Source organism: Blastopirellula retiformator (assembly GCF_007859755.1).
Lineage (GTDB): Bacteria > Planctomycetota > Planctomycetia > Pirellulales > Pirellulaceae > Blastopirellula > Blastopirellula retiformator.
In genome coordinates, this window is the sequence record NZ_SJPF01000006.1 from 166,628 (window position 1) to 187,702 (window position 21,075).

17 protein-coding genes and 1 pseudogene are annotated in these 21,075 nt (G+C 58.0%); 7 read left to right on the plus strand and 11 right to left on the minus strand.

From position 1 onward, the window contains the following. Positions 1-3: 3 nt before the first annotated feature. Positions 4-1,611: an ArnT family glycosyltransferase gene (locus Enr8_RS22600; RefSeq protein ID WP_146436104.1), complete on the minus strand. Its 1,608-nt coding sequence runs from the start codon at positions 1,609-1,611 to the stop codon at positions 4-6. Positions 1,612-1,730: 119 nt separating this feature from the next. After that, positions 1,731-3,818 (minus strand): glycogen debranching protein GlgX, encoded by a 2,088-nt coding sequence (glgX, locus tag Enr8_RS22605; RefSeq protein WP_146436501.1) that lies wholly within the window; start codon positions 3,816-3,818, stop codon positions 1,731-1,733. A gap of 439 nt (positions 3,819-4,257) precedes the next feature. Between glgX and purM the strand changes: the two genes are divergently transcribed. Then, positions 4,258-5,319, plus strand: a complete 1,062-nt coding sequence (gene purM / locus Enr8_RS22610) for a phosphoribosylformylglycinamidine cyclo-ligase (RefSeq protein ID WP_146436106.1) — start codon at positions 4,258-4,260, stop codon at positions 5,317-5,319. A 338-nt stretch (positions 5,320-5,657) separates the two neighbouring features. Here purM and Enr8_RS22615 read toward each other — a convergent pair whose 3' ends face one another. The 8 genes and pseudogenes from Enr8_RS22615 to Enr8_RS22650 all read right to left on the minus strand — a co-directional run. Continuing rightward, on the minus strand, positions 5,658-6,851 hold the full coding sequence (locus Enr8_RS22615; RefSeq protein ID WP_186767813.1) for an amidohydrolase family protein: 1,194 nt from the start codon (positions 6,849-6,851) through the stop codon (positions 5,658-5,660). Then, entirely contained in the window at positions 6,848-7,600 is a 753-nt protein-coding gene (locus Enr8_RS22620; RefSeq protein WP_146436110.1) for an RluA family pseudouridine synthase, read from the minus strand. The genes Enr8_RS22615 and Enr8_RS22620 overlap by 4 nt, the downstream gene beginning before the upstream one ends. Before the next feature lie 46 nt (positions 7,601-7,646). After that, positions 7,647-7,919, minus strand: a complete 273-nt coding sequence (locus Enr8_RS22625; RefSeq protein ID WP_186767814.1) for a BON domain-containing protein — start codon at positions 7,917-7,919, stop codon at positions 7,647-7,649. 192 nt (positions 7,920-8,111) lie between these two features. Beyond that, a complete protein-coding gene (locus Enr8_RS22630) occupies positions 8,112-9,599 on the minus strand; it encodes a Gfo/Idh/MocA family protein (protein ID WP_146436114.1) in 1,488 nt (495 codons plus the stop codon). 134 nt (positions 9,600-9,733) lie between these two features. Then, positions 9,734-10,525: an SDR family NAD(P)-dependent oxidoreductase gene (locus tag Enr8_RS22635; RefSeq protein ID WP_146436116.1), complete on the minus strand. Its 792-nt coding sequence runs from the start codon at positions 10,523-10,525 to the stop codon at positions 9,734-9,736. A gap of 2 nt (positions 10,526-10,527) precedes the next feature. Then, positions 10,528-11,853, minus strand: a complete 1,326-nt coding sequence (gene hflX, locus Enr8_RS22640) for a GTPase HflX (RefSeq protein ID WP_146436118.1) — start codon at positions 11,851-11,853, stop codon at positions 10,528-10,530. Positions 11,854-12,040: 187 nt separating this feature from the next. Next, entirely contained in the window at positions 12,041-12,928 is an 888-nt protein-coding gene (locus Enr8_RS22645; RefSeq protein ID WP_146436120.1) for a LysR family transcriptional regulator, read from the minus strand. A 244-nt stretch (positions 12,929-13,172) separates the two neighbouring features. After that, positions 13,173-13,331: pseudogene (locus Enr8_RS22650) on the minus strand (transposase family protein); the annotation flags it as partial. An 882-nt stretch (positions 13,332-14,213) separates the two neighbouring features. Between Enr8_RS22650 and Enr8_RS22655 the strand changes: the two are divergent. Then, positions 14,214-14,909, plus strand: coding sequence for a transposase (locus tag Enr8_RS22655; RefSeq protein WP_146436122.1), 696 nt, complete (start codon positions 14,214-14,216; stop codon positions 14,907-14,909). Positions 14,910-15,045: 136 nt separating this feature from the next. Further along, positions 15,046-15,912 (plus strand): hypothetical protein, encoded by an 867-nt coding sequence (locus tag Enr8_RS22660; RefSeq protein ID WP_146436124.1) that lies wholly within the window; start codon positions 15,046-15,048, stop codon positions 15,910-15,912. A gap of 387 nt (positions 15,913-16,299) precedes the next feature. Here the strand turns inward: Enr8_RS22660 and Enr8_RS22665 are convergent, their stop codons facing one another. Beyond that, on the minus strand, positions 16,300-17,157 hold the full coding sequence (locus Enr8_RS22665) for an IS5 family transposase (protein WP_146436126.1): 858 nt from the start codon (positions 17,155-17,157) through the stop codon (positions 16,300-16,302). 190 nt (positions 17,158-17,347) lie between these two features. Here Enr8_RS22665 and Enr8_RS22670 point away from each other — a divergent pair, with 190 nt between their 5' ends. The 4 genes from Enr8_RS22670 (at position 17,348) to Enr8_RS22685 (ending at position 20,993) form a co-directional block, all read left to right on the plus strand. Next, on the plus strand, positions 17,348-17,950 hold the full coding sequence (locus Enr8_RS22670) for a hypothetical protein (protein ID WP_146436129.1): 603 nt from the start codon (positions 17,348-17,350) through the stop codon (positions 17,948-17,950). A gap of 337 nt (positions 17,951-18,287) precedes the next feature. After that, positions 18,288-18,782 (plus strand): type I restriction-modification system subunit M N-terminal domain-containing protein, encoded by a 495-nt coding sequence (locus Enr8_RS26325; protein ID WP_246120215.1) that lies wholly within the window; start codon positions 18,288-18,290, stop codon positions 18,780-18,782. A gap of 540 nt (positions 18,783-19,322) precedes the next feature. Then, complete coding sequence (locus Enr8_RS22680; protein WP_146436131.1) at positions 19,323-19,862, plus strand: ankyrin repeat domain-containing protein; 540 nt, start codon at positions 19,323-19,325, stop codon at positions 19,860-19,862. A gap of 231 nt (positions 19,863-20,093) precedes the next feature. Continuing rightward, entirely contained in the window at positions 20,094-20,993 is a 900-nt protein-coding gene (locus Enr8_RS22685) for a sugar phosphate isomerase/epimerase family protein (protein ID WP_146436133.1), read from the plus strand. The last annotated feature ends 82 nt before the right edge of the window (positions 20,994-21,075 follow it).

Here is a 21,075-nt window from a genome sequence, read left to right on the forward strand (position 1 = left end):
CCGCTACTCGGCCCCCTTCGGCTGTACCTGGCGATAGGTGCGCAGTTCATAATCGAGCACCGGCGACTTGGCGATTAGCTGCCAGTCGTCGCGGCTGGCGATTTCTTCCGCCAGCGGATCGCGCGAGTCGACGATTAGCATCTGCACGCCAAACGCGTCAAACTCTTGTTTGGCGTCGTTCCACTCGGTTGCGTACGTCTTTCCTAGAAACGGACGCTGCGAATAGAAGGAGATTAAGAGGCCATCTTGCCAACGGTCGCCGATCATCGCGACCGGGCCCGAAAACTCTTTGTCGGCCAGCATGTCGGAATAGTTGCGAATCACGCGGCCCGACGCCCGTTCGCTGACGGCGTCGCGCAGCAGAAAGAACCCAGGCCGAGCGCAACAGCCAACCACCAGGTAGACGGCCAGCGCCATCGGCGCCCAATAGCGTGTCCAACTGAAGGAGGGACGCTCGACCTCGACGCGCAAAAGCCATTCAATAAACGCCCACAATTGCCCAACGCAAAGCGGCAACAGGACTGGGGCCATGTAGCGTGGTTCAAACGCCACCGGCAAAAAGCCGCCGGCGTAGATGCCGCAGGTCAAAATCATCCAGACGGCGACGAACTTGCCGCGATGATCGCCAAACACGGCGACCGTGAAGGCGGCGATCACAATCATCGCGGGAAACAGGCCAATCGGGTCGAGCTTCCAGAAGCCTCCCAAGATTTTCTTGCCATTCTCGCGAATATGCTGCGCTTGCCGCATGAAGTTTTCTTTGGACTCTATCGGCGACCAATCGACAAAGTCGAGCTTCTCCGGCGTTTCCCAAACGTTGTAGCGTCCCTCTGGGGCCTCCTGCATTTGCCAGACGACTTTCCAATCGAAGTCCTCGATGCCGACCTGGTAGTGATTGAAGGCGCCGGAGTTGGAAAACGTAAAGCGGGCATACTTTGTCGACAGCGCGCCAACCCACGGACCGCAAACGATCGCGAACAGCGCGATGCCGATTCCCCAACTCGCACAGGCTCGCCAAAACGAAACGTCCTGGCGATCGGCGATCCAGCGAACGCCGACGCAGAAGGTAAAGTGAGCCAGAAAAAATGGAAACGCGTACGACTTTGCGAGAAACGCAATCGCGCCCAAGACGCCCGCAATGGCGGCATGTCGCCAATCGGTCAGCAGTTCGTCGGAAGCCGAGAAGGGGAAATAAAGGAGCAGGAAAAAGGCGAGCGCCACGTCGGGCGTCGTCAACGCGCCGCTCCAGGTGGCGGCGGTAATCGACGTGATCAGCCCGACGATCCACTGACCGCGGGCTTCTATGTCAAAGATCTTGGTCGTCGCCCAAACCGCGGCGGCGACATAACCGACGCCGACAATGCCTTGGGCAATTCGGAAGGCGACGACCGAATCAAGACCGAGCAGGATCATTGGCGACGAGAGCGCTGGTAACAGCGGACTCCAATAGCCGGAAGCCGCTTCCCAGAAGTCGCCGCGGGCGAAGAACTCGGCCTGCTGAACGTACGCGGTTCCATCCGGGCCAATGGCGTACATCACCCACGGGGCGATCATCGCAAAGAGCGCCACAAACAACGCCTGGCAAACGAATACGATCTTCCAGCGTACCACAGCACCGTCGGGGAGAAATGATGGAGGGATCGCCCGACAAATTGGGCGTTTCTCCAAAAGAATAGCCCACGTCTTGGGACGCGGGCTATTGCGTATCGATTTTTCTGAACGAGTCGGTCTTAACGAGCGGCGACGTAAACTCGCATCGAGCGTTCCGGCATGACGAACTTGCCGGAGGCGGGCGGACGCGGGCCGTTCAAATCAGGATAAACGTCGGCCGGCGGTTCGGCGGCGGTGTCGACGAACATCCGCCAGCTGGTCGCTTTGGCGACCGGCGGCAGAATGAACTGCGCCGGCGAGGCGGTCGCGTTCATCACCAACAGCACGTCGCGGCCAACCCCATGCGGGTCGTTCGACTTGTCAGGCGCAGCCAGAACGCAAGTCAGCGATCCTTCGGCCGCATCCCAAGTCACCGCCGTCCCCAAGGCGCTGTACCAGTTGACGTCGTACAAGCCGCGTCGACCGGTTCCCTTGCCGCTGAGGAAGTGCTTTTGCCGGACGGTCGGCTGATCGCGACGGAACGCAATCAACGCCTTGACGAACCGCCGCATGTCGGCGTTCTTTTCGACCAGCTTCCAGTTCATGTAGGAGGTTTCGTTGTCTTGGCAGTAGGCGTTGTTGTTGCCCCCCTGCGTACGACGACATTCGTCTCCCATCAAAACCATCGGCACCCCCTGCGAAAGGAGCAGGGTCGCCATCATGTTCTTGATCTGCCGCACGCGCGTCTTTTCGATGCTGCGACGACGGGTCGGACCTTCCACACCATAGTTGTAGCTGATGTTGTGGTTGTCGCCGTCCCGGTTGTTTTCGCCGTTAGCGTCGTTGTGCTTATCGTTGTACGACACCAGGTCGTTCATCGGAAAGCCGTCGTGCGACGTGATGAAGTTAATGCTGTGATACGGCTGACGTCCGCCTGGTTGGTACAGGTCGCTGGAACCGGCCAAACGAGTCGCCAAGGCGCCAAGCTTGCCGGGGTCGCCGCGCCAGTACGAGCGGATATCGTCGCGGTAACGACCGTTCCACTCGGCCCAACGCAAGTTGGCGAACGAACCGACCTGGTAGGCGCCGGCGGCGTCCCACGCTTCGGCGATGATCTTGGTGTCGGCCAACAGCGGGTCTTCGGCGATCGCTTCGACCAGCGGCGGGTTCGGCACCAGGTTGCCGTTACGATCGCGGCTAAGGATCGACGCCAGGTCGAACCGGAAACCGTCGACGTGGTAGTTGTGAACCCAGTGACGCAGGCTATGGAAGATCATCTCGCGGACGATCGGATGGTTACCGTTGACCGTGTTGCCGCAGCCTGAGTAGTTCTTGTAGTGGCTGCCGCCGTTGGCCAGCATGTAGTAGACCGGGTTCTCGAGCCCCTTGAAGCTCAAGATCGGGCCCATCTCGTTCCCTTCGCAGGTATGGTTGAAGACGACGTCGAGGATCACCTCGATCCCTGCCTGGTGCAGCGCCTTGACCATCTCTTTGAATTCGCGAACCTGACCGCCCGGCTCTTTAGTGGCGGCGTAGCCACGATGCGGCGCAAAGAACGCCATCGTGTCGTAGCCCCAGTAATTGGTGCGGTTCGCCTTTTCGCCGGTCATCATGTCCATGATCGGGAATTCATGAACCGGCATCAGTTCCACCGCGGTCACGCCGAGCGACTTGAGGTACGGAATCTTCTCGACGACGCCGGCGTAGGTGCCCGGGTTCTTCACGCCCGACGTTTCGCTGCCGGTGAAGCCCTTAACGTGCATCTCATAGATGATCGTTTCCGACAGGTCGCGGCGGAGATGGCGGTCTCCTTCCCAGTTAAACTGGTCGTCGACCACCACGCACTTCGGCGGACGGACGATGCCGTCATGCGCGGCCTGGAACGTGCCGGCCAGCGCCTTGGCGTACGGATCGATCAACCGGGCGCGACCGTCAAACAACAAACCGCGGCTCGGATCGTACGGGCCTTCCGCTTGGAAGTGATAGAGTTGTCCGGCCGAAACGCCCGGCACGAAAATGCTCCAGATATCGCCCCAACGATCGGTCTCGCGATCGAAGTCGATAATCTCGCTCGGTTCGGTATCGTCGACCGATTTATAGAGTAACAGCCGCATTGCAGTCGCATTGCGACTGAATACGACAAACTGAACACCCCGCTCGTGCAGCACAGCGCCGTACGGAAGGATGTGGGTAAACTGTAACTCCGGGTGGGGATAAACCATAAGCATAGGTGACGACATTGCTCCTTCGTCAGACAGGCTTCCTCGCATCAGCGATTAAAAGCTAACACCCGACTTCAGAACGTGTCGCTGAATTCACCCCTCGCTATCTTGTTTTTTTGAATCTGGTCGCTCGTTGCATCATCTGGCGAAACAATAGCTTAGGGTAAACGGCAATGCATTACGAAAACCTTGCCGGCCACGACTGACGATGATGCCGTCAGGCGGGCCGAGAAACGGCGCATCCCGTGATTTCCCTCTCCCAGGGATCATAGCAACGATTGGGCCAGCGGGAATAATCGCTAGGGCCGGAACAGCCATTTCGCGGGAATTAAGTCAAAATTCGCAGCGGATTTGCATATCGAACTTCCAGGTGCGGCTCGTTGACAATCGGGACCAGCAGCGGGAAAATAGCCTCTTTCTTCAGCAGCTTGCACGAATAAAGTCAATGGCCAAAGCTACTTACAAAGAGGCTGGCGTCGATCTAGACGTCTATGCCGAGTCGATGTCGCGACTTCCGCGGCTCGTCCACCGCACTCATAGCCCGCGAGTGATGAAGCTCGATGGCGGATTTGCGGGGCTTTTTAAGCTCGATTTCGACAATCCCTTATTCGCTCGCAAGTACGAAAATCCGGTCCTTATTTCCTGCACCGACGGCGTCGGGACAAAGCTGAAAATTGCGGAAAAAACCGGCTTCTACAAGACGGTCGGCATCGACCTGGTCGCAATGTGCGTCAACGACGCCATCTGCTGTGGCGCCGAGCCCCTCTTCTTCCTCGACTACATCGCCATGGGGAAGGATGACCCCGACCTGCTGGAAGACCTGGTCGAAGGGATCACCGACGGCTGCCTGCAGGGGGACTGCGCTCTGGTTGGGGGTGAGACCGCCATCATGCCTGATATCTATCAGGTCGGCGACTACGACATGGCGGGCTTTTGCGTCGGCGTCGCCGAACAGGCCCACCTGATTGACGGCTCGGCGATCAGCGCGGGCGACAAGGTGATCGGCATCGCTTCCAGCGGCGTTCACTCCAACGGGTTCAGCCTGGTTCGCAAAGTGGTGTTTGAGCTCGCCCAGCTGACGGTCGACCAACATGTGGAAGAACTGGGCGAAACGGTCGGCGATGCGCTCCTACGCCCCACCAAGATCTACGTCGCCCCGGTTCGCAAAGTGCTGAACCACTACAAGGTCAAGAACGTCGTTCACGGCATCGCCCACATCACCGGCGGCGGCTTGACCGAGAACATCGAGCGCATCCTGCCGAAGAACGTCGACGTCAAAATCGACGGCCAATCATGGCCCCGCCCGGCCGTCTTCCCCTGGCTGCAAGAGCTGGGCGAAATCGAAGAAGCCGAAATGGCCCGCGTCTTCAACATGGGCATCGGCCTGACGATGATCGTCAGCTCGTACTACGCCAACAGCGTGAAGAGTATGATTGCCGACTGCGGCTTCGAGACGTTCGAGATTGGCGAAGTGGTTGAAGGTAGCGGCAAGGTAACCGTCAGCTAAGTCAAACTTAGAGCGTTTTTCTGATAGCAGTAGCGTTTCTGGCGTTGGTGAGGCAAGCTGGTCAAGGCGACCGAAGCAGGCGAATCCTCAAGGTCAACGCCGACCAGCGCGGCCGCAACCAGCCAGAACGCTAAAGATTAAAGAAAACCGCTCTAGTGGCTTCCAACCTCATTTCCGTGGTAGGTTGGGTGCAGCGCAGCGCTGGCCCAACAATGCGTTCGCAAGCGCAAATGGTGGGTTACGCAAGCGATTTATGCCTGCGAGCACAAGCGGCGTTTTCGCGCTTGCTACACCCATCCTATAATTACTACCCCGGTAAAGAGATTGGAAGCCATGCCTTAAACCGGCGTAGGTTCCGCCACCAATATCGCTTCGAGCGGGTTTGCGAAACCATCCAGCCGAAACGTTATCAGCTTCGCTAATTTTCCCACGGTCAGCGAGCCATAGTTGTGATCAATACCGAGCGCCGCCGCCGGCGTTTGGGTCACCATCTTCAGCCAGGCTTCCGGCGGGATCTCCGGGAACGACTTGGCGGCCAGTTGCACGTCGCGCCATAGCGACAGGTCGGGAGTCGACGCCCGCGAGTCGGTCCCGATCGCCAGCGCGACGCCGCGCCGGTAAAGCTCGGGCAGCGGGTGTTTCGGATGTCCGAAATAGGCGTGCGTTCGCGGGCAATAGACGACGGTCATCCTTTGCGGCCGGGCGGCAACATAGTCGATCGCCGCTTCGTCAAAGTAGTTGCCGTGAATCAGCAGCGTATGATGAGCGACGTCCAACATCTGCAGGTAATCGAGCGGTCCCTTGCCAGGCTCTAGCAAACCGTCGCGCCAGATACCGAACTTCTCGAGCATCTCCCGAAACAGGCCGCCTTGAGAATCGAGCAGTTCCAATTCGTCTGGCGATTCGGCCAAGTGCATCGCCAGCGGCGTTTTCGACTCGGCCGACAATTGCGCGGCGGCCGCGACAACGTCGAAATTTACCGAATAGGGCGCATGCGGGCTCAGCCCGACCGGCACTCCGCGCGACTTGCCTTGCTGCAGATGCCGCTTGGCGTTATCGAGCAACTCGGCGCCACGCTCCGGCGAAAGGCCGATCAGTTCCAACAGCGAGACAACGCCCGGCTCTGCAGCGTACATCTCCAGCGAATAAGGAACCGTCGTGATCTCTCCCAGGGCGGCGATCCCCTGCTCTTGCGACTCGCGAATTCCGGTCGAGATCGCCGCCACTTTTTGCGATTCCAGCAATTCGCCCGCCACGCGTCGCCGACCAACCACCTGCTGAATCCAGAGTGGAAACGCCATCCCCGCTTCCCCCAGCGGCTGCTCGACGTCGCTGAACTCCAAGTGCGTATGCGCATTGACCAGCCCTGGCGCAAGTGCGACTTCTCCAAGATCAATTGGCGCCACGCCTGCCAAGTTCTCCCCGACCGCAACGATCCGCCCGTCGGCGACCGTCAACAGGCCATTCTCGATCGGCGGTTGATCGACCGGGATCAGCCACTTCGCCTGGTAGCAAACTGCCGGCTGGCTCATGACGTCTGATCCTCCACGACGTGCTGCGTTTCCCATTCGGCTTGCCAGCCGGCGATTTCGCTCCAGGTCTCCGGCAGCGGCGCGGTGACCGCGACGATCTCATCGACCATCGGATGTTTCAGTCGCAGGTACCGGGCATGCAGCGCGATGTGGCGATCCCGATCGTCGACGCCTTGCGGGCCAAACGGGATCTCGCCGCCGTACAGCTCGTCTCCCAAAATCGGAAAGCCGTGGGCCGCACACTGCACGCGGATTTGGTGGTAGCGGCCGGTATCAAGCTCAATCTGTAGCCAGGCGCCCTGCTCGGTTCGCTGCAGCACATCGTAGGTAAGGCGAGCCCAACGTGCGTCGGGGTCGGATGCCGCCACGATCTCTCCCTGGGCGACGTCCGGCACCTTGCGGATTGGGTCTTCCCAGACGCCGTGGTCCGCGTCCGGCTGACCAGCCACGAAGGCCCAATAAACCTTCCGCACCAAGCGAGTCTCAAACTGCTGCGAAATCCGCCGAGCCGCTCGTACGTGTCGCGCGAAGGCCAGCACGCCGGAGACGGGCCGATCCAACCGATGAGGCACCCCCAGATAGACGTTGCCCGTCTTCTCTTCCTGGCGTTTGATAAACGCCTTGATCCGCGACTCGAGACTGTCGATATGCGGCGGCGCTTGCGTCAGCAGGCCAGCCGGTTTGAAGACGCAGAAGCAGGGCCCCTGCCGGTACAGGATGTCGATCGCAGGCGAGACAGATTCATTCATCCGGCCATTATAGCGAACCGGAATCAGAACGCGTCAGACGTCCGCCCTAGCACGAATGAGCGACTTCAATGTAATCCGACACCGAGCGAACCGACGACAGGCGCGAGACCATCCGCACCGCCGACAATTTCAGCGAGTCGTTGGGGACCGTGCCGCAGAGCATTACTTCGCCATCACAGGCGGCGCAGTAGAGACGCGATAGCTCGGTCCGGCCGCTGGCGTCCAGCATCTGGCGGACCGCCTTGGTCAGAATGGCGTCAAGAGAAGCGCGGCGATTTTCGCCGGCGGTGATTTCTATTTCCGTCAAAACAGCGTTCATTGGAAGACTTCCTGATCCAATTTGCATGAAGGGCTTTTCCCTTTCTCTTCAAAAGTACTTCCCGAATTGGAAACCGAGATGAATCGTGTGCGAACTTTTCGGGTATAGTCGCGCCAATCAGGGGAAAAAACAAAAACGCCGGCAAGCGAGTGCCGGCGTTTTCGGTTGTAGCGAATCTAAGCGATTTCGGTCTTAGACTTTGCCTTCGGCCGGAACTTCGTACGGCTTCCGATATTCGCGGGTCAACATCGCGTTGGCCGCGTCGTTGCCGATAAAAGTCTCGGCCTTGCCGTCCATCTTCAGGTTCGGACCGATCTGGATCTTGTCCTTCGCCAAGTCGACCTTGTTATCTTTCAGGTGCTCGGTGAAGCGGTCAAGCGTCGCTTTGACGTTTTCGGTCGTTTCGATCGCTTCCAGACGTTCCAGGCATTCGCCGGTCGAGACCGTTTCGCCCAGCTGGTACGAAATGTTGCCGGTGTGGCACAGGGCGCTCGACAGGTGGCCTTCTTCGATGTGGCCATTCAGGCTGTCTGCGTTACGCGAACGAACGGCGCTGATGAAGTTGTTGTAGTGGTTCTGATCGCCGCCACCCTTGAACTCCTTGATCTTCTTGCCATCTTTGTCGAAGGCGGTACCGCCGTTGTACGACGGAATGACGACGTAGCCGTCGGTTCCTTCAAAGATGACGCCGATCCGCGAGCCTTTGTAGTTCTTGCTGCTTTCCGGCAACGACTTGTCGTAGACCAGACCGCGAACTTCAAACACCAGCGAAGCGTCGCCGTAGTTGTGAATGATCACTTGAGTGTTCGGCGTCGTACCGGCGTCTTCGTAGTCGAATCGACCGCCGTAGCTGATCACTTGCGAGCTTAGTTCGTCCGCGCCCAGACCCCAGCGGGCCATGTCCATCTGGTGGATACCTTGGTTGCCCAAGTCGCCGTTACCGTACGGCCATTGCCAGTGCCAATCGTAATGGAAACGCTTCCGCGTCGGCGGGTCGAGCGACGCGGGGCCGGCCCACAGATCGTAGTCGACCGATTTCGGCACGTCGTAGGTACCGACCGGTCCGATCGAGGCCCGCGGCTTGTAGCACAAACCACGCGCGACTTTGACCTTGCCGATGCCGCCGCTCTTCACAAAATTGATCGTGTCGATCATGCCCGGGTTCGAGCGGCTTTGCGTACCAGCCTGACAGATCTTGTTGTACTTGGCGGCCGCTTCGACGATGCGGCGACCTTCGCTCACATTATGGCTGACCGGTTTCTCAACATAAACGTCTTTGCCCGCTTGCAGCGCCCAGATGGCGGCCAGAGCGTGCCAGTGATTCGGCGTGGCGATGGTGATGATGTCGACGCTGTCGTCTTCCAGCACCTTACGAATGTCGGTGACGACCTGCGGCTTTTTGCCTTGCTTGTCGGCGACCTGTTGAGCGCGGCGACCAGCGACGTCGGAGTCGCAATCGCAGATGTACGTGTATTCAATATCTTTGCGATTCAGCAAACCGCCGACGTGCGACATACCGCGCCCGTTGACGCCAACCGTGCAGACGCGCAGTTTCTCGTTCGGGCTGCTGCTTTGCTTTTCTTCTTCCGCCATCAGCGGAACGGCCGAGCTAGCGGCGACAGCCGCAGCCGATGCGAACATCGATTGTTCAAGGAACTGACGACGAGACTTCAAAGTCATGAGGCGCTCCATTCAGGCGGGTAAAAAGATTGCGCTTAAGGTAGGGAGTAAGTGCCAAAGCACCTCCCTAATCATAAACAATCTCGGCTCGATTGGAAATCATTACGCCGAGACTTTTTTTGCTGTTCGGCTCGCTAACGATCGAAACCAAACCGGGCGACTAGCCAGTCCGAAAGCGTCGGCGCCAAACGATCCAGCCACACCAAGCCCTTACCGCCCAGGCTGAGGATTACTTCGTGCTTGCCGGTTTGAACCGCCTTAATCGCAGCTCTGGCGACCGCAGCAGAGGTCATCGCCCCCTTCCCTTTCGCCGGCTGACGTCCTGACTTTTCGATCACCGCCGACGAGAACTCACTTTCGGTCGTGCTGGGGCTGACCAAAATGACGTCGATCCCGTCGCTGGTCAGCTCGGCCCGCAGCGCATCGCTAAAACCGTGAATGGCGAATTTGCTGGCACAATATTCACTTTTCGCCGGGACAGCTCGGTGCGCCAGAATCGAACTGACGTTGCAAATCGCCGGCTGATTCCCTTGCCGCAGCAGCGGCAGCGCCTCGCGCGTCAGCTCGACCGGGGCAAAGAAGTTGACCTCCATCACCTTCCGCAGCCGCTCGGGCGAACCATCCGCAAACGGGCCGAGCGCCCCAATGCCGGCGTTGTTGATCAATAGATCGAGCCCGCCAAACTTCTCGGCGGCCGTCTGCACCAGTTGGGTTCGCAGCTCGGCGTCACAGACATCGCCGGCGATCACGATCAAACGCTCGGGCGCCGCGGCCGCGCTGGCCAAATCTTGCAGTCGGTCTTCCCGTCGTGCGGTGGCGATTACCTTGGCGCCGGCGGCGATCAATTGCAGCGTCAACTCGCGGCCGATGCCGCTCGATGCGCCGGTGACGATCGCCCGCAAGTCGCGCAGTTGCCGACGCGCCATCGTCAGGCGACTTCTTCGATCGAGTCTTCATCGACCGACGTCTCGGTTGAGACGTAATCGCGAATCACCGTATTTGGGTCATCGATCCGGCCCAGGAAGTGCGCCGGCAGCCGGCAATGAATTCGTACCCGCGTTTCGCTGTACGTCTTCGAGATCACTTCGCCATGCGCCGCCAAGTAGGCCATCAACTTGCCGTTGTCGATGCCAGTCTCGACCTCGACATCGCGAAAGCTGCAGCTCAGCGCGTCGCTGACCGCCAAGGCGAACTTCTCGCGTCCTTCGCCCGTCTTCGCACTGATCAGCAGCGCGTCGGGATAACGCTCGACCAACCTTTCTAGCTGGTGCGGATCTTCGATCGCGTCGATCTTGTTCAGCACCAGTAGCATGTCCTTCTCTTCGATGCCGATTTCGGCCAGCACGTCATAGACGGCGCGAATCTGGTTATCGACGTCCGAACTGCTGGCGTCGGCGACATGCAACAGCGAGTCGGCCTGGCGAGCTTCTTCCAGCGTCGCCTTAAAACTGGCGATCAACCGGTGAGGCAAGTCGCGAATGAAGCCGACCGTGTCGCTCAGCAGCACCGGTCCCCAGTGCGGCAGATACCAGCGCCGCGTCCGCGTATCGAGCGTGGCGAACAGTTTGTCTTCGGCCAAGACTTGCGCCTCGGTCAAAAAATTCATCAGCGTGCTCTTGCCGGCGTTGGTGTAACCGACGATCGAAATCGTGATCACGTCGCGCCGCGAGGCGACTTCCCGTTCGCGGCGACTTTGGACTTTCGCCAGGTCGTCTTTCAGGTCGCGAATTCGCTTCTCGACCAGCCGGCGGTCGACTTCCAATTGCTTTTCGCCCGGACCACGCATACCGACGCCCATCTTGATGCGGTCCAAGTGGCTCCACATTCGTTTCAGGCGAGGGAGCGAATACTCGAGCTGCGCCAGTTCGACAGCCAGCCGCGATTCGTACGTCCGGGCATGCGTCGCAAAGATGTCGAGGATCAACTCGGTGCGGTCGATCACCTTCAGTCCGGTTCCCTGCTCTAGGTTACGAGTCTGAGCAGGCGACAGCTCGTTGTCGAAGATGATCACGTCGGCGCCCGAAGCTTCGGCGCACAACTTCAACTCTTCGACTTTGCCCGAGCCAAGATAGCTGGCCGTTTCCGGCTTGTCGCGACGTTGCGTCATTCGTCCGACCACTTCCGTGCCGGCGGTCGTCGCCAGCCCTTCCAGTTCGTCCAAAGGATCGTCACAGGCGATCGTCTCTGGCAGAATGACTTTGACCAGTACCGATTTTTCCTCGGCGACGCTTTGTTTCCGTTCTCGTTGAGTCACGCGGCCTCGTTATCTACCTAGTGATGAGTGAAAGAGTTACGCTCGGAGCTTGGCGAGGTTGAAAAATGCCAAAAGGGCATTCGCAACCCGCTAACACTTATTTTATCTTGACGCCGGAAACGTCCAAGAGTCATGCGTCAAGGAAGTGGATAGACGCGTGCCCCCCAGATTAGGTTCACCCCGAAGTTCACACTGCCGCCGGAAAGCGATATTCCCGCGTCACATCCTTAAATCGTTCTACGAGACGACTTTGGAAGCGATAGGGATTCCAGGCCATCGCGATCGTCCTAACCGGTTTCGGAGCGCTGAGCGAACTATAAGTTCTCCGCGGATCATGATCCAGACGGCGGGCCATCTCCGGCACCATCGAAACCCCATGCCCCAGCGCTACCAACTCTTGAACCGTCGCCAATTGGCTTGTTTTCTCGATCGAAACGGGGTGAAACGACTTCTGACGGCAGAACGAGACAATATTATCCGACAAGCAGTGCGCTTCGTCTAATAAGATGAATGGATAGGGCCGCACGTCGGCGACCGCGATTCGCTTCTTGCTCGTCAGCGGATGCCCGGCCGGCATCGCCAGCAGCAGTTCTTCGTCAAACAGGCTCTCGACCTCAATATGTTGCATCGAGACCGGCAGCGCCAGCAGCGCGACGTCGACCTCTCCCTGAGCCAATCTTTGCAATAATTTTTCGGTCACTTCTTCCTGGACGGTTAGGGTCGCCTCGGGCGACGACTCGGCGAACGCCTGCAATAGCCCCGGCAGAAAGTAAGGAGCAATCGTCGGAATCGCCCCAATCCGGATCCGCCCGGTCCGGCCGTCGTCGGTGATCTCCGACTTCGTATCTTCGATCAGCGATAAGATCTGCTCGGCCCGCGACTGCAACAGCCGCCCCGCTTCGGTCAGCACGACCGAACGCGTCTGCCGCTCAAACACCGGCTGGCCCAGCTCATCCTCCAGCTTCCCAATCGAGCGGCTCAGCGCCGGCTGCGAAACCAACAGATCCTCGGCCGCCCGAGTGAAGTTCTTCCACTCGGCCACCTTCAGAAAGTACCGCAACTGACTAATTTCCATCGCCGCCGCTCCCAGACCGTCAATTACCAAGAAGCATTGTACCCGGCTTGTTGATGCACTGGAAGCATCACGCCGAGTGGGGAGAATGACGAATGTCGAAGGAGCGAATGACGAATCAGAGCGGAAAGCGCAAGCCGTGGCCATGACGCTGGGCAACACCGCTGGCTTGTCTCTTGATGCAGAAAACACTGTCGCAGACGACAGTGCCACGCAAGATTAAGAACGTCAATCAGTGCCACCCGGCTGCCCAATCGGCGATCGCGACAAAATCATCCGCCCCGCCGAGCACCGCGCAGAGCGACATCGTGACGATGTTGACCAGCGGATAAGTCACCTTCCGCGTGCGCGGATCGGTCAGGTCGGCAAAGTGCTGTTGAATCGAAGCGGCCGAAGAAGAAGACATGCGGAAGACCTCCCTGCAAAGCGAACGCCTGGCGGCGAAACGGACGTCGCGAAAACGCCAAGACGTACTTGCCGGATTGTCGCAGATTGCCCATCATGGCGCAATCGCCATGCGTAATACAAGAATTGCACACTAGTTTTGAGAATGTAGATGCATCCAGTTGACTTTGTGACAGGCATGATAAAATGCGGTCGTACAGATGATGTCGTAGACATGCTGTCTCGATTTAGCGAGAAATTGCAGTGCCAGAGAACCCCTGAGCACCGGGAGTCCTATAAGTTTTGCTTTCTATTCTTGGTCGCTGTTCGAGCCCAATTGCAAAAATTAAAGCCTGGGCAGTCCTTAGACAGTGACCCAGTTCTTCGCGTCTGGAGCGAACTTGCGTACTTCGGGATTGATCGAATTGAGATAGACGATTACTTAAGGAGCAACCCGCTGTAAGCTCGCCTGGGTGCCATTGCCACGGCGCCCACCTTCCACTCTGATTCGTCGTTCGCTCCTTCGACATTCGCCATTGCCACCCCCCCTCTTTTTGCTTGCCTAATTGACTCGACTTTTGGTATAAACATGTCCAGGCATGTCGTAGGCTGACCCCTGCGCGTGAATTGCATGATTTTGCCTTTAACCGACCCCGTGGAGACGGGGAGTGATCGTGCCGCCGGGTGACTTTGCTTCTTGGGCTTTTCGGCCTGAGACCGGGAGAGGAGCAAACGTGAGCCCAGCAGCGGAACCAGTCACCCGCGATTTTGTCGGGCGTTACCTGACTGGGTCTTCGTTGCCTATCCGCTTGCGCGTCGTTTTTAGGGACGTTATTTGTTTAGGCGATGAAGAAAAGGTGTCAGGACTCTTTTTTCCTCCGCCAGCACATGATACCCTGCTGCCATGGGTAGACCAAAGCGAGCAGACGAAGCCGGCGGCATTTATCATGCCTTGAATCGAGGCAACTCTCGGGCGGCGATCTTCGATAAGCCGGACGATTTCGATGCGTTCGAGCGTATTTTGGCCGAGGGGCTGTCGCGGTACCCGTGTCAAATTTTAGCCTACCAACTGATGCCCAACCATTGGCATTTGGTTGTCCGCCCCACCGCTGACGGCGGCATGAGCGACTTGCTGCGGTGGGTCACCCTGACGCACACGATGCGCCGACACGCGCACCGCCACACTTCCGGCAAAGGGCACATCTATCAAGGGCGGTTCAAGAGTTTTCCGGTGCAAGACGACGAGCACTTTCTGGTCGTATGTCGTTATGTCGAACGCAATGCCCGGCAGGCTGGCCTGGTAACTTTGGCCGAAGACTGGAAATGGGGATCGCTCGCCCGTTGGTTGGCCAAGCCGCGGCGAAAGCCAGATCTCCTGACGCCGTGGCCGATCGCCCGACCTAGTCATTGGAAAGACCGAGTCAATCAGGCGATGTCCAAGAAAGAAGTCGACGCCGTCCGCCACGCGATCCGCCGAGGCTCCCCCTTCGGCGACCCCGATTGGACCCAGTCCATTGCCCGCCGCCTGAACCTAGATTCCACCCTCCGCCCCCGCGGCAGGCCGAAGAAGGTAGCGCCTGGTCGAAAAAAAGAGTCCTGACACCTTTTCTGTTCCCTGTTCACCAATTCCTTCAGGATGCTGGTAAACTACCGACTGTGGATCCGATCCCCTCCCGCTGGATTCTTGACGTCGAGGCCCCATGGTTAAATCGATAGTAACGCGGAGAATAAGTCGAATGGCTAAAGCCACACCAGAAGCCTATATCAATGCGGTTCGCCACCTGGGACAGGAGAAGCGAATTGAGCAGACCATGCTTGGGAAGATCCAAGTTCCAGATGGAGAAAGGTTGCTTCGATCCCCATTTCCTCCGGTGCTACTTCCGATGTGGGTTACGGGTGCCGGAACTATACAGGGCTTGTGGAGTCACTGGTTTTCCGAGCGTAGTCCGACGTTTGTCGAGTTTTACGGCATAACGACATACGGAAAGCGAAACATGGCTTTCGAGCGTGGACGCACATTCAAACAAGCAATCTACGAGCACCTGTTCAATAGCATCACGAACAGGGATGGTATTGATGACGAAATTCGGACATTCGCAGCTGCTTGCGGTATCGACGACTTAGATGAAGTTGATCAGATGTCACTCGATGGGGGCGATGTCACGATGCTTAAATCGCATCCAGAGTTTCTCGGCAAGGTCCCACTCTCCTTCTTTGATTACGACAATCAAGCTGGGTACACGGGGGATTTTCCCTCCATCGAAATTGTGAAGAGTAAAGGTGCATTAAAGCACTACTGCGTGCATGAAATCCACTCCGGCTTCAAGAGTTTGCAGCCGGACTTCACGTTGCGAGACGCAGTCGCACAGGACGCGCAGTCGCCGGAATGGTTCCGGACACCGTCGCAAAAAAAACTTTTCGGGAAATTGCTCGACGCCAACGACCTTGAGGGAGCGTGGATGTGCTTGAACTCGCCTCGATGGGCCCTGGGCGACGCTCGCCAAGCCATTACTGACTTGGCTGATAGAGCCAACGATATTGCATTTTCGGCTCTGGCAACTACTTGGGTGAATTTGCCCTTTTCTGATGACGAAGTGATTTGAACTTTTTCTGTACAGATTTGCTATCACAACCCTTGAATGGAGGAGCTCGCGTGAGAAATGGGAGAAGTGCGGCATCCATGAGGAGGCCGCCACCAAGTCGATAGCGGGATGTAAATTTCGCGATCTTCCAAGCATCCATTTGGCGAAATCCGCAGTCGGACCCCCATGCGATAGATTCGGCTGTTCCTAAACACGGAAGCGAACGTGGTTCGCCATGCCACCACGTTGGGATGCCGGGGGATTCCGCTACGTCTTGATTTTAATCCGCGACCGACTCTTGCCTCGGTCCACGTGTTTTCGATCTTGCATGATCACATGCTCCCCGTCGTGCATTGTCGCAGCAAACGCAACCTTCCCAAGCCTCTTAGAGCCTATCCGGAAACGCATCTACGCCGCAACTCGATATTTGAACGGGACTTGGCCAGGCGGAGGGGCGAGGCGACGGAGCATTCTGCCGATCGACGCAACCTGGACCATTGCTTCGCTTGAATCGGTTCGATGTTCGTAATCTCGACTCAGCCGACGCCAGCGGCCGAGCCAGCTTAGAGTGCGCTCGGCGACCCAGCGTTTCGGCAACAATACGAAGCCTTTGACGCCGACCGGACGGCGAACGATTTCCAGCTTCCAAGGAATGTTCTTTTGCTCGGCCAGCCACGCGTTTAGATCATGGTTATGATACTTCGAATCGGCCCATACCACTTCTAGCCGAGGCTGCTTCGCCTGCGTCAGTTGTTTCATTACCGGTCGAGCGGCGACCGCATCATCGACCGAGGCGATCGTGACGACCACCGCCAGCAGCAGGCCGAGCGCATCGACGGCGATGTTCCGCTTTCGCCCGGTGATTTTCTTGCCGCCGTCATAGCCGCGACTGGAAGAGCGTTCGCTGGTCTTCACGCTTTGACTGTCAATGCTGGCGGCGCTGGGATCGATCTGTTCGCTTGACGCTTCCAACTGGCGAATCGCTCCAACCAGCGTTTCGTTGATCCGCCGCAGCGTCCCGTCGTCTCGCCAACGAGCGAAGTAATCGTAGACGGTGCTCTTCGGCAGCAGGTCATGCGGAAGCATGTCCCACTGGCAACCGGAGCGGCATTGATAGAAAATCGTATTCACCACCTCCCGCATGTCGACCGAACGAGGCCGGCCTCCTTTTTTGCTTTGCCGATAACGGGGAATCAAGCCTTCAATCAGTTCCCACTGCTGGTCGGTCAAATCGCTCGGGTATCGTTTTCGGACTTCGTCGGACATCGCAGGCTCCAAGAGTTTGGGGAGCCGCAAAGTGTGACGAAAATCGGAGCTTCAAGAAATAGCAGTTTCCGGATAGGCTCTTAGAGAAAGGTCGCTCAATCAAGTACGCATTAATATATAAGCGGGACGGGTTTCAGGGGACAGTATATTATGTGCTTGACACATACACACATGGCAAGGATTTTAGCTCATGATCCATCGCGGTTGCTGTAAGTTCTTCAATGAGATGATTGGCGTTCCACTGGTGGCGTTTTGTTATTGCTATCTTGAGGACAATCGGGGCGGCAGGTTAGCCTTGGACTCGCTATTCCTTGATTCAGAGAAGCTTGAAGGCTCTTTGACGCTCAAAGAGAATGGGCGATTATTCTGCAGGCTGGAAGGAGTGGGTTGTGATGGCAGAGACGTGGCAAGTTGCTTGGGCGAGGAATTTCGGCTGGTGCTGGTAGTCTTTGATGACTTTGTGCATGTCAAAATTCCATTATTCAATGGGAGCATATGTGAGGACGTGAACAAGTGGGAGTATTCTGACGGAGCGTTAGTGGCACAAGTGTTACGGCAGTCTAGGCAAGGCTATGTGGTTCGCGTCGGCAATACAAAGGCAATCTTGCCTGGTCAATACTTGACCAAGGAGTTGCGCCAAGATCTAGGTGGGTTGATTCACAAAGTATTTGAATTTGAGCTGGTTGCCACTCACGAAAATGGGGATATCATCGTGAAGCCTATCGGTCCATTTTTAAGCTTTCAGGATTGGTGGGATCTTCCAGATAGCGCACGTCGGCGTGGCGTCCAGTAGAGTCAAAAAGACGGTGTCGGGGCACTTTGCTGTTGCATTTCCATATCATTCGGTGGGTGGCATCCATGAGGAAGCCACCGTCGAGTCGATAGCGGACTCTCGCGACAAGCTCGAAATTGCGTCGCGCCCGAAGTCATCCGTAGAATTCGGTGGCCGTCATTTCTGGATAGGGGACCAAACGTGTCCACCCCCTCTTCCATATCCCCAAAGTCACCCGCCCAAACCGGCCGCTCAAATGGCTGTTCGGCGTCCCCGCGATGGGATAAAATCGCGGCGTTTTCCCTTTTCTCCCATTGCATGACGCACCGGGCGCCTCCGACAAGAACGTCACCGGACCATGGCCAAAAAGAAAGCCGCGGCGAAGAAAGACTCTTCGGCCGCCAATATCGGGTTTGAAGCCAAGCTCTGGCTCGCCGCCGATAAGCTCCGCAACAACATGGACGCCGCAGAGTACAAGCATGTCGTGCTCGGGCTCATCTTTCTCAAATACATCTCCGACGCCTTCGCCGAGCTGCACGGCAAGCTGATCGCCGGCGATCCGGCCGAGAGCATCGCCTGGGCGCCGTCGCCACTTGTTCGTGGCAACGGTACCCGTAACCCTATCAAAACGCCAAATTGGCGTGGCGTGAATTTCGTGCCGAACATCCTTGGGCCGAGACTTGACCTACGGAGCAGCACCCTCCAACACCGTAACGATCGCGGCAATATCTCCAATTCTCTTAACCGTCCCATCTTCGCCAACGAAGCCATACTGATCGGCCTGAGGATCAAACGCGATTGGGGGAGTGACGTTGTAGACCAGCCACCAGCGGTCGTCGTGTTGCTTGGGTAACTCGAGCGCCGCCCCTCGCAGCGATCGTTTCGTTGCCGATTCGGGCAGCCTCCGCCGCTGCTTGTCAATCGTCGCCCGGACGTCCGGCGGCCAGACGTACGCTTCGTACGACTCTCGCGAGATCCCCAGGAAGTCAGCGATCGACTGCGACTCCGACCGATCCGCCAGCAGCGGCACGATCGTCTCGAGCGGAGCGTTTTCAAACTGTTTCGAGAATCCGCAGTCGCAGGAAAACGCGAACGTGACGCCGTCGGCCGACCGATACGTGGCGACATCTTTCAGCTCTACTTCTTGAATCGCCGAACAATTTGGACAACGAATGGGTGCGGTGTGCCCCATGGATGATGCTCTGACAGTATTGTGAGGAGACGTGGGCCTGGCGTCGGCCTGACGCGAAGCCCACCAATAACCCCCAAGCATTCTACCTATCGCAAAAACGCATTGGGAGCAGCAACAACACAGGCCATAATTAACGCAGAGGAGAACACCGCCCCGTTCGCCCCTCCACTCACATTCCCCGTTCCGCCGGAGCCACCCCGCATGGTCACCTTCGTTCGCTTCGCCGCCAAGTTTGCCGCTTCCGCTGCACTGCTGGCGCTCGTTGGTATGCTTGGCTTGTGGGCTATGACGCCGCCGGTGGAGTCTCCGCCGCTGATTGGCGCCGATGGCGTCGTGGTTAGTAAGGAAGCTTCGGCCGAATTGATTGACGAAGCCTTTGCGGCGGTACGGGCAGATGACGTGTCGCGGGTTCGGCAGTTTTTGGACAATGGCTATTCGGCCAATGTTCGTAGCCCGCGGGGTGATACGTTGTTGATCGTCGCCGCTTATCGCGGTAGTGACGCCGTGGTGGAGTTGCTGTTGGCTGCGGAAGGAACGGCACTCGATGCGCAGAATAGTGCGGGGCTGACGGCGGTTTCGGCGGCGGCGTTTAAGGGGCATGACGATTCGCTGCGGCAATTGATCGCCGCAGGGGCAAGCGTCAACTCGAACAGCCCGGCACAGCAATCGGCGATCATGTTCGCCAAGATGGCCGGTAAGGCGAGCACCGTCGAGATCTTGAAAGAGGCTGGCGCCAAGTAAGCGGCCGGGCTACTTCCTCGCTACAGGCAGTCCGATTGGAGGCGAAGGCGATTCTGGCCCCCCCTTCCAGACCGATCCGCCGCGGGTCGTGTCGATTATGTGGCTAAGAAATGCCCTGCCCTGGGGATGCGTTCGTTGTATGCCTTATTTCGGCGGTATATATTTGAGTTACGTCACGAAACGCGTGCAAACCCCCGTAAGTCACCCACTCCATCCGAGGACTCCTCAGGTATGACCCATTTTGATCGCCGCTCTTTCCTGAGTCTGTCGGCCGCCGCTGCCGGCGCTTTCGCTCTGCCGACCTCGTCGCTGCTGGCCGCTGACGCCAAGGCGCCCTTCAAGATCTCGCTCGCCCAATGGTCGCTGCACAAGGCGCTCAAAGGTGGCAAGCTCGACAATCTCGACTTCGCCAAGACCGCCAAAGAAGAATGCGGTATCGAAGCGATCGAATACGTCAACCAGTTCTTCAAAGACAAGGCCAAGGACGAGAAGTACCTGGCCGAAATGAACGCCCGCTGTGCCGATCTCGGCGTTTCGCAGCAGCTGATCATGATCGACGGCGAAGGGGACCTGGGCGCCAGCGACGACGCCAAGCGAACCGCGGCGATCGAAAAACACTACAAGTGGGTCGAAGCGGCCAAGACGCTCGGCTGCCACTCGATCCGGGTCAACGCCCGCACCGACGCCAAGTACGACGAAGGAATGAAGCTGGCCGCCGACGGTCTTCGCCGCCTGAGTGAGTTCGCCAAGCCGTACGAAATCAACGTCATCGTCGAAAACCATGGCGGCCTGTCGTCGAACGGCGAGTGGCTGGCCGGCGTGATGAAGACGGTCGACCTGCCGAACTGCGGCACCCTGCCCGACTTCGGCAACTTCCACAGCTACGACCGCTACAAAGGGGTCGACGAAACGATGCCGTTCGCCAAGGCGGTCAGCGCCAAGAGCCACGACTTTGACGCCGATGGCAACGAAACCCACACCGACTACTTCAAGATGATGGATATCGTCGTCAAGAAGCATGGCTATCACGGCTATGTCGGGGTCGAATACGAAGGTAGCAAGCTGCCCGAGATCGAAGGGATCGTCGCCACCCGCAAGTTGCTGGAACGTTGCGCCGAGAAGCTGAGCTAGGAACTGCTAGCACTCCAGCTGGATGAACACAGGCTCCTCTCGCGACTTCGCGAGAGGAGCTTTTTTTGTGCGCTACTGCTTG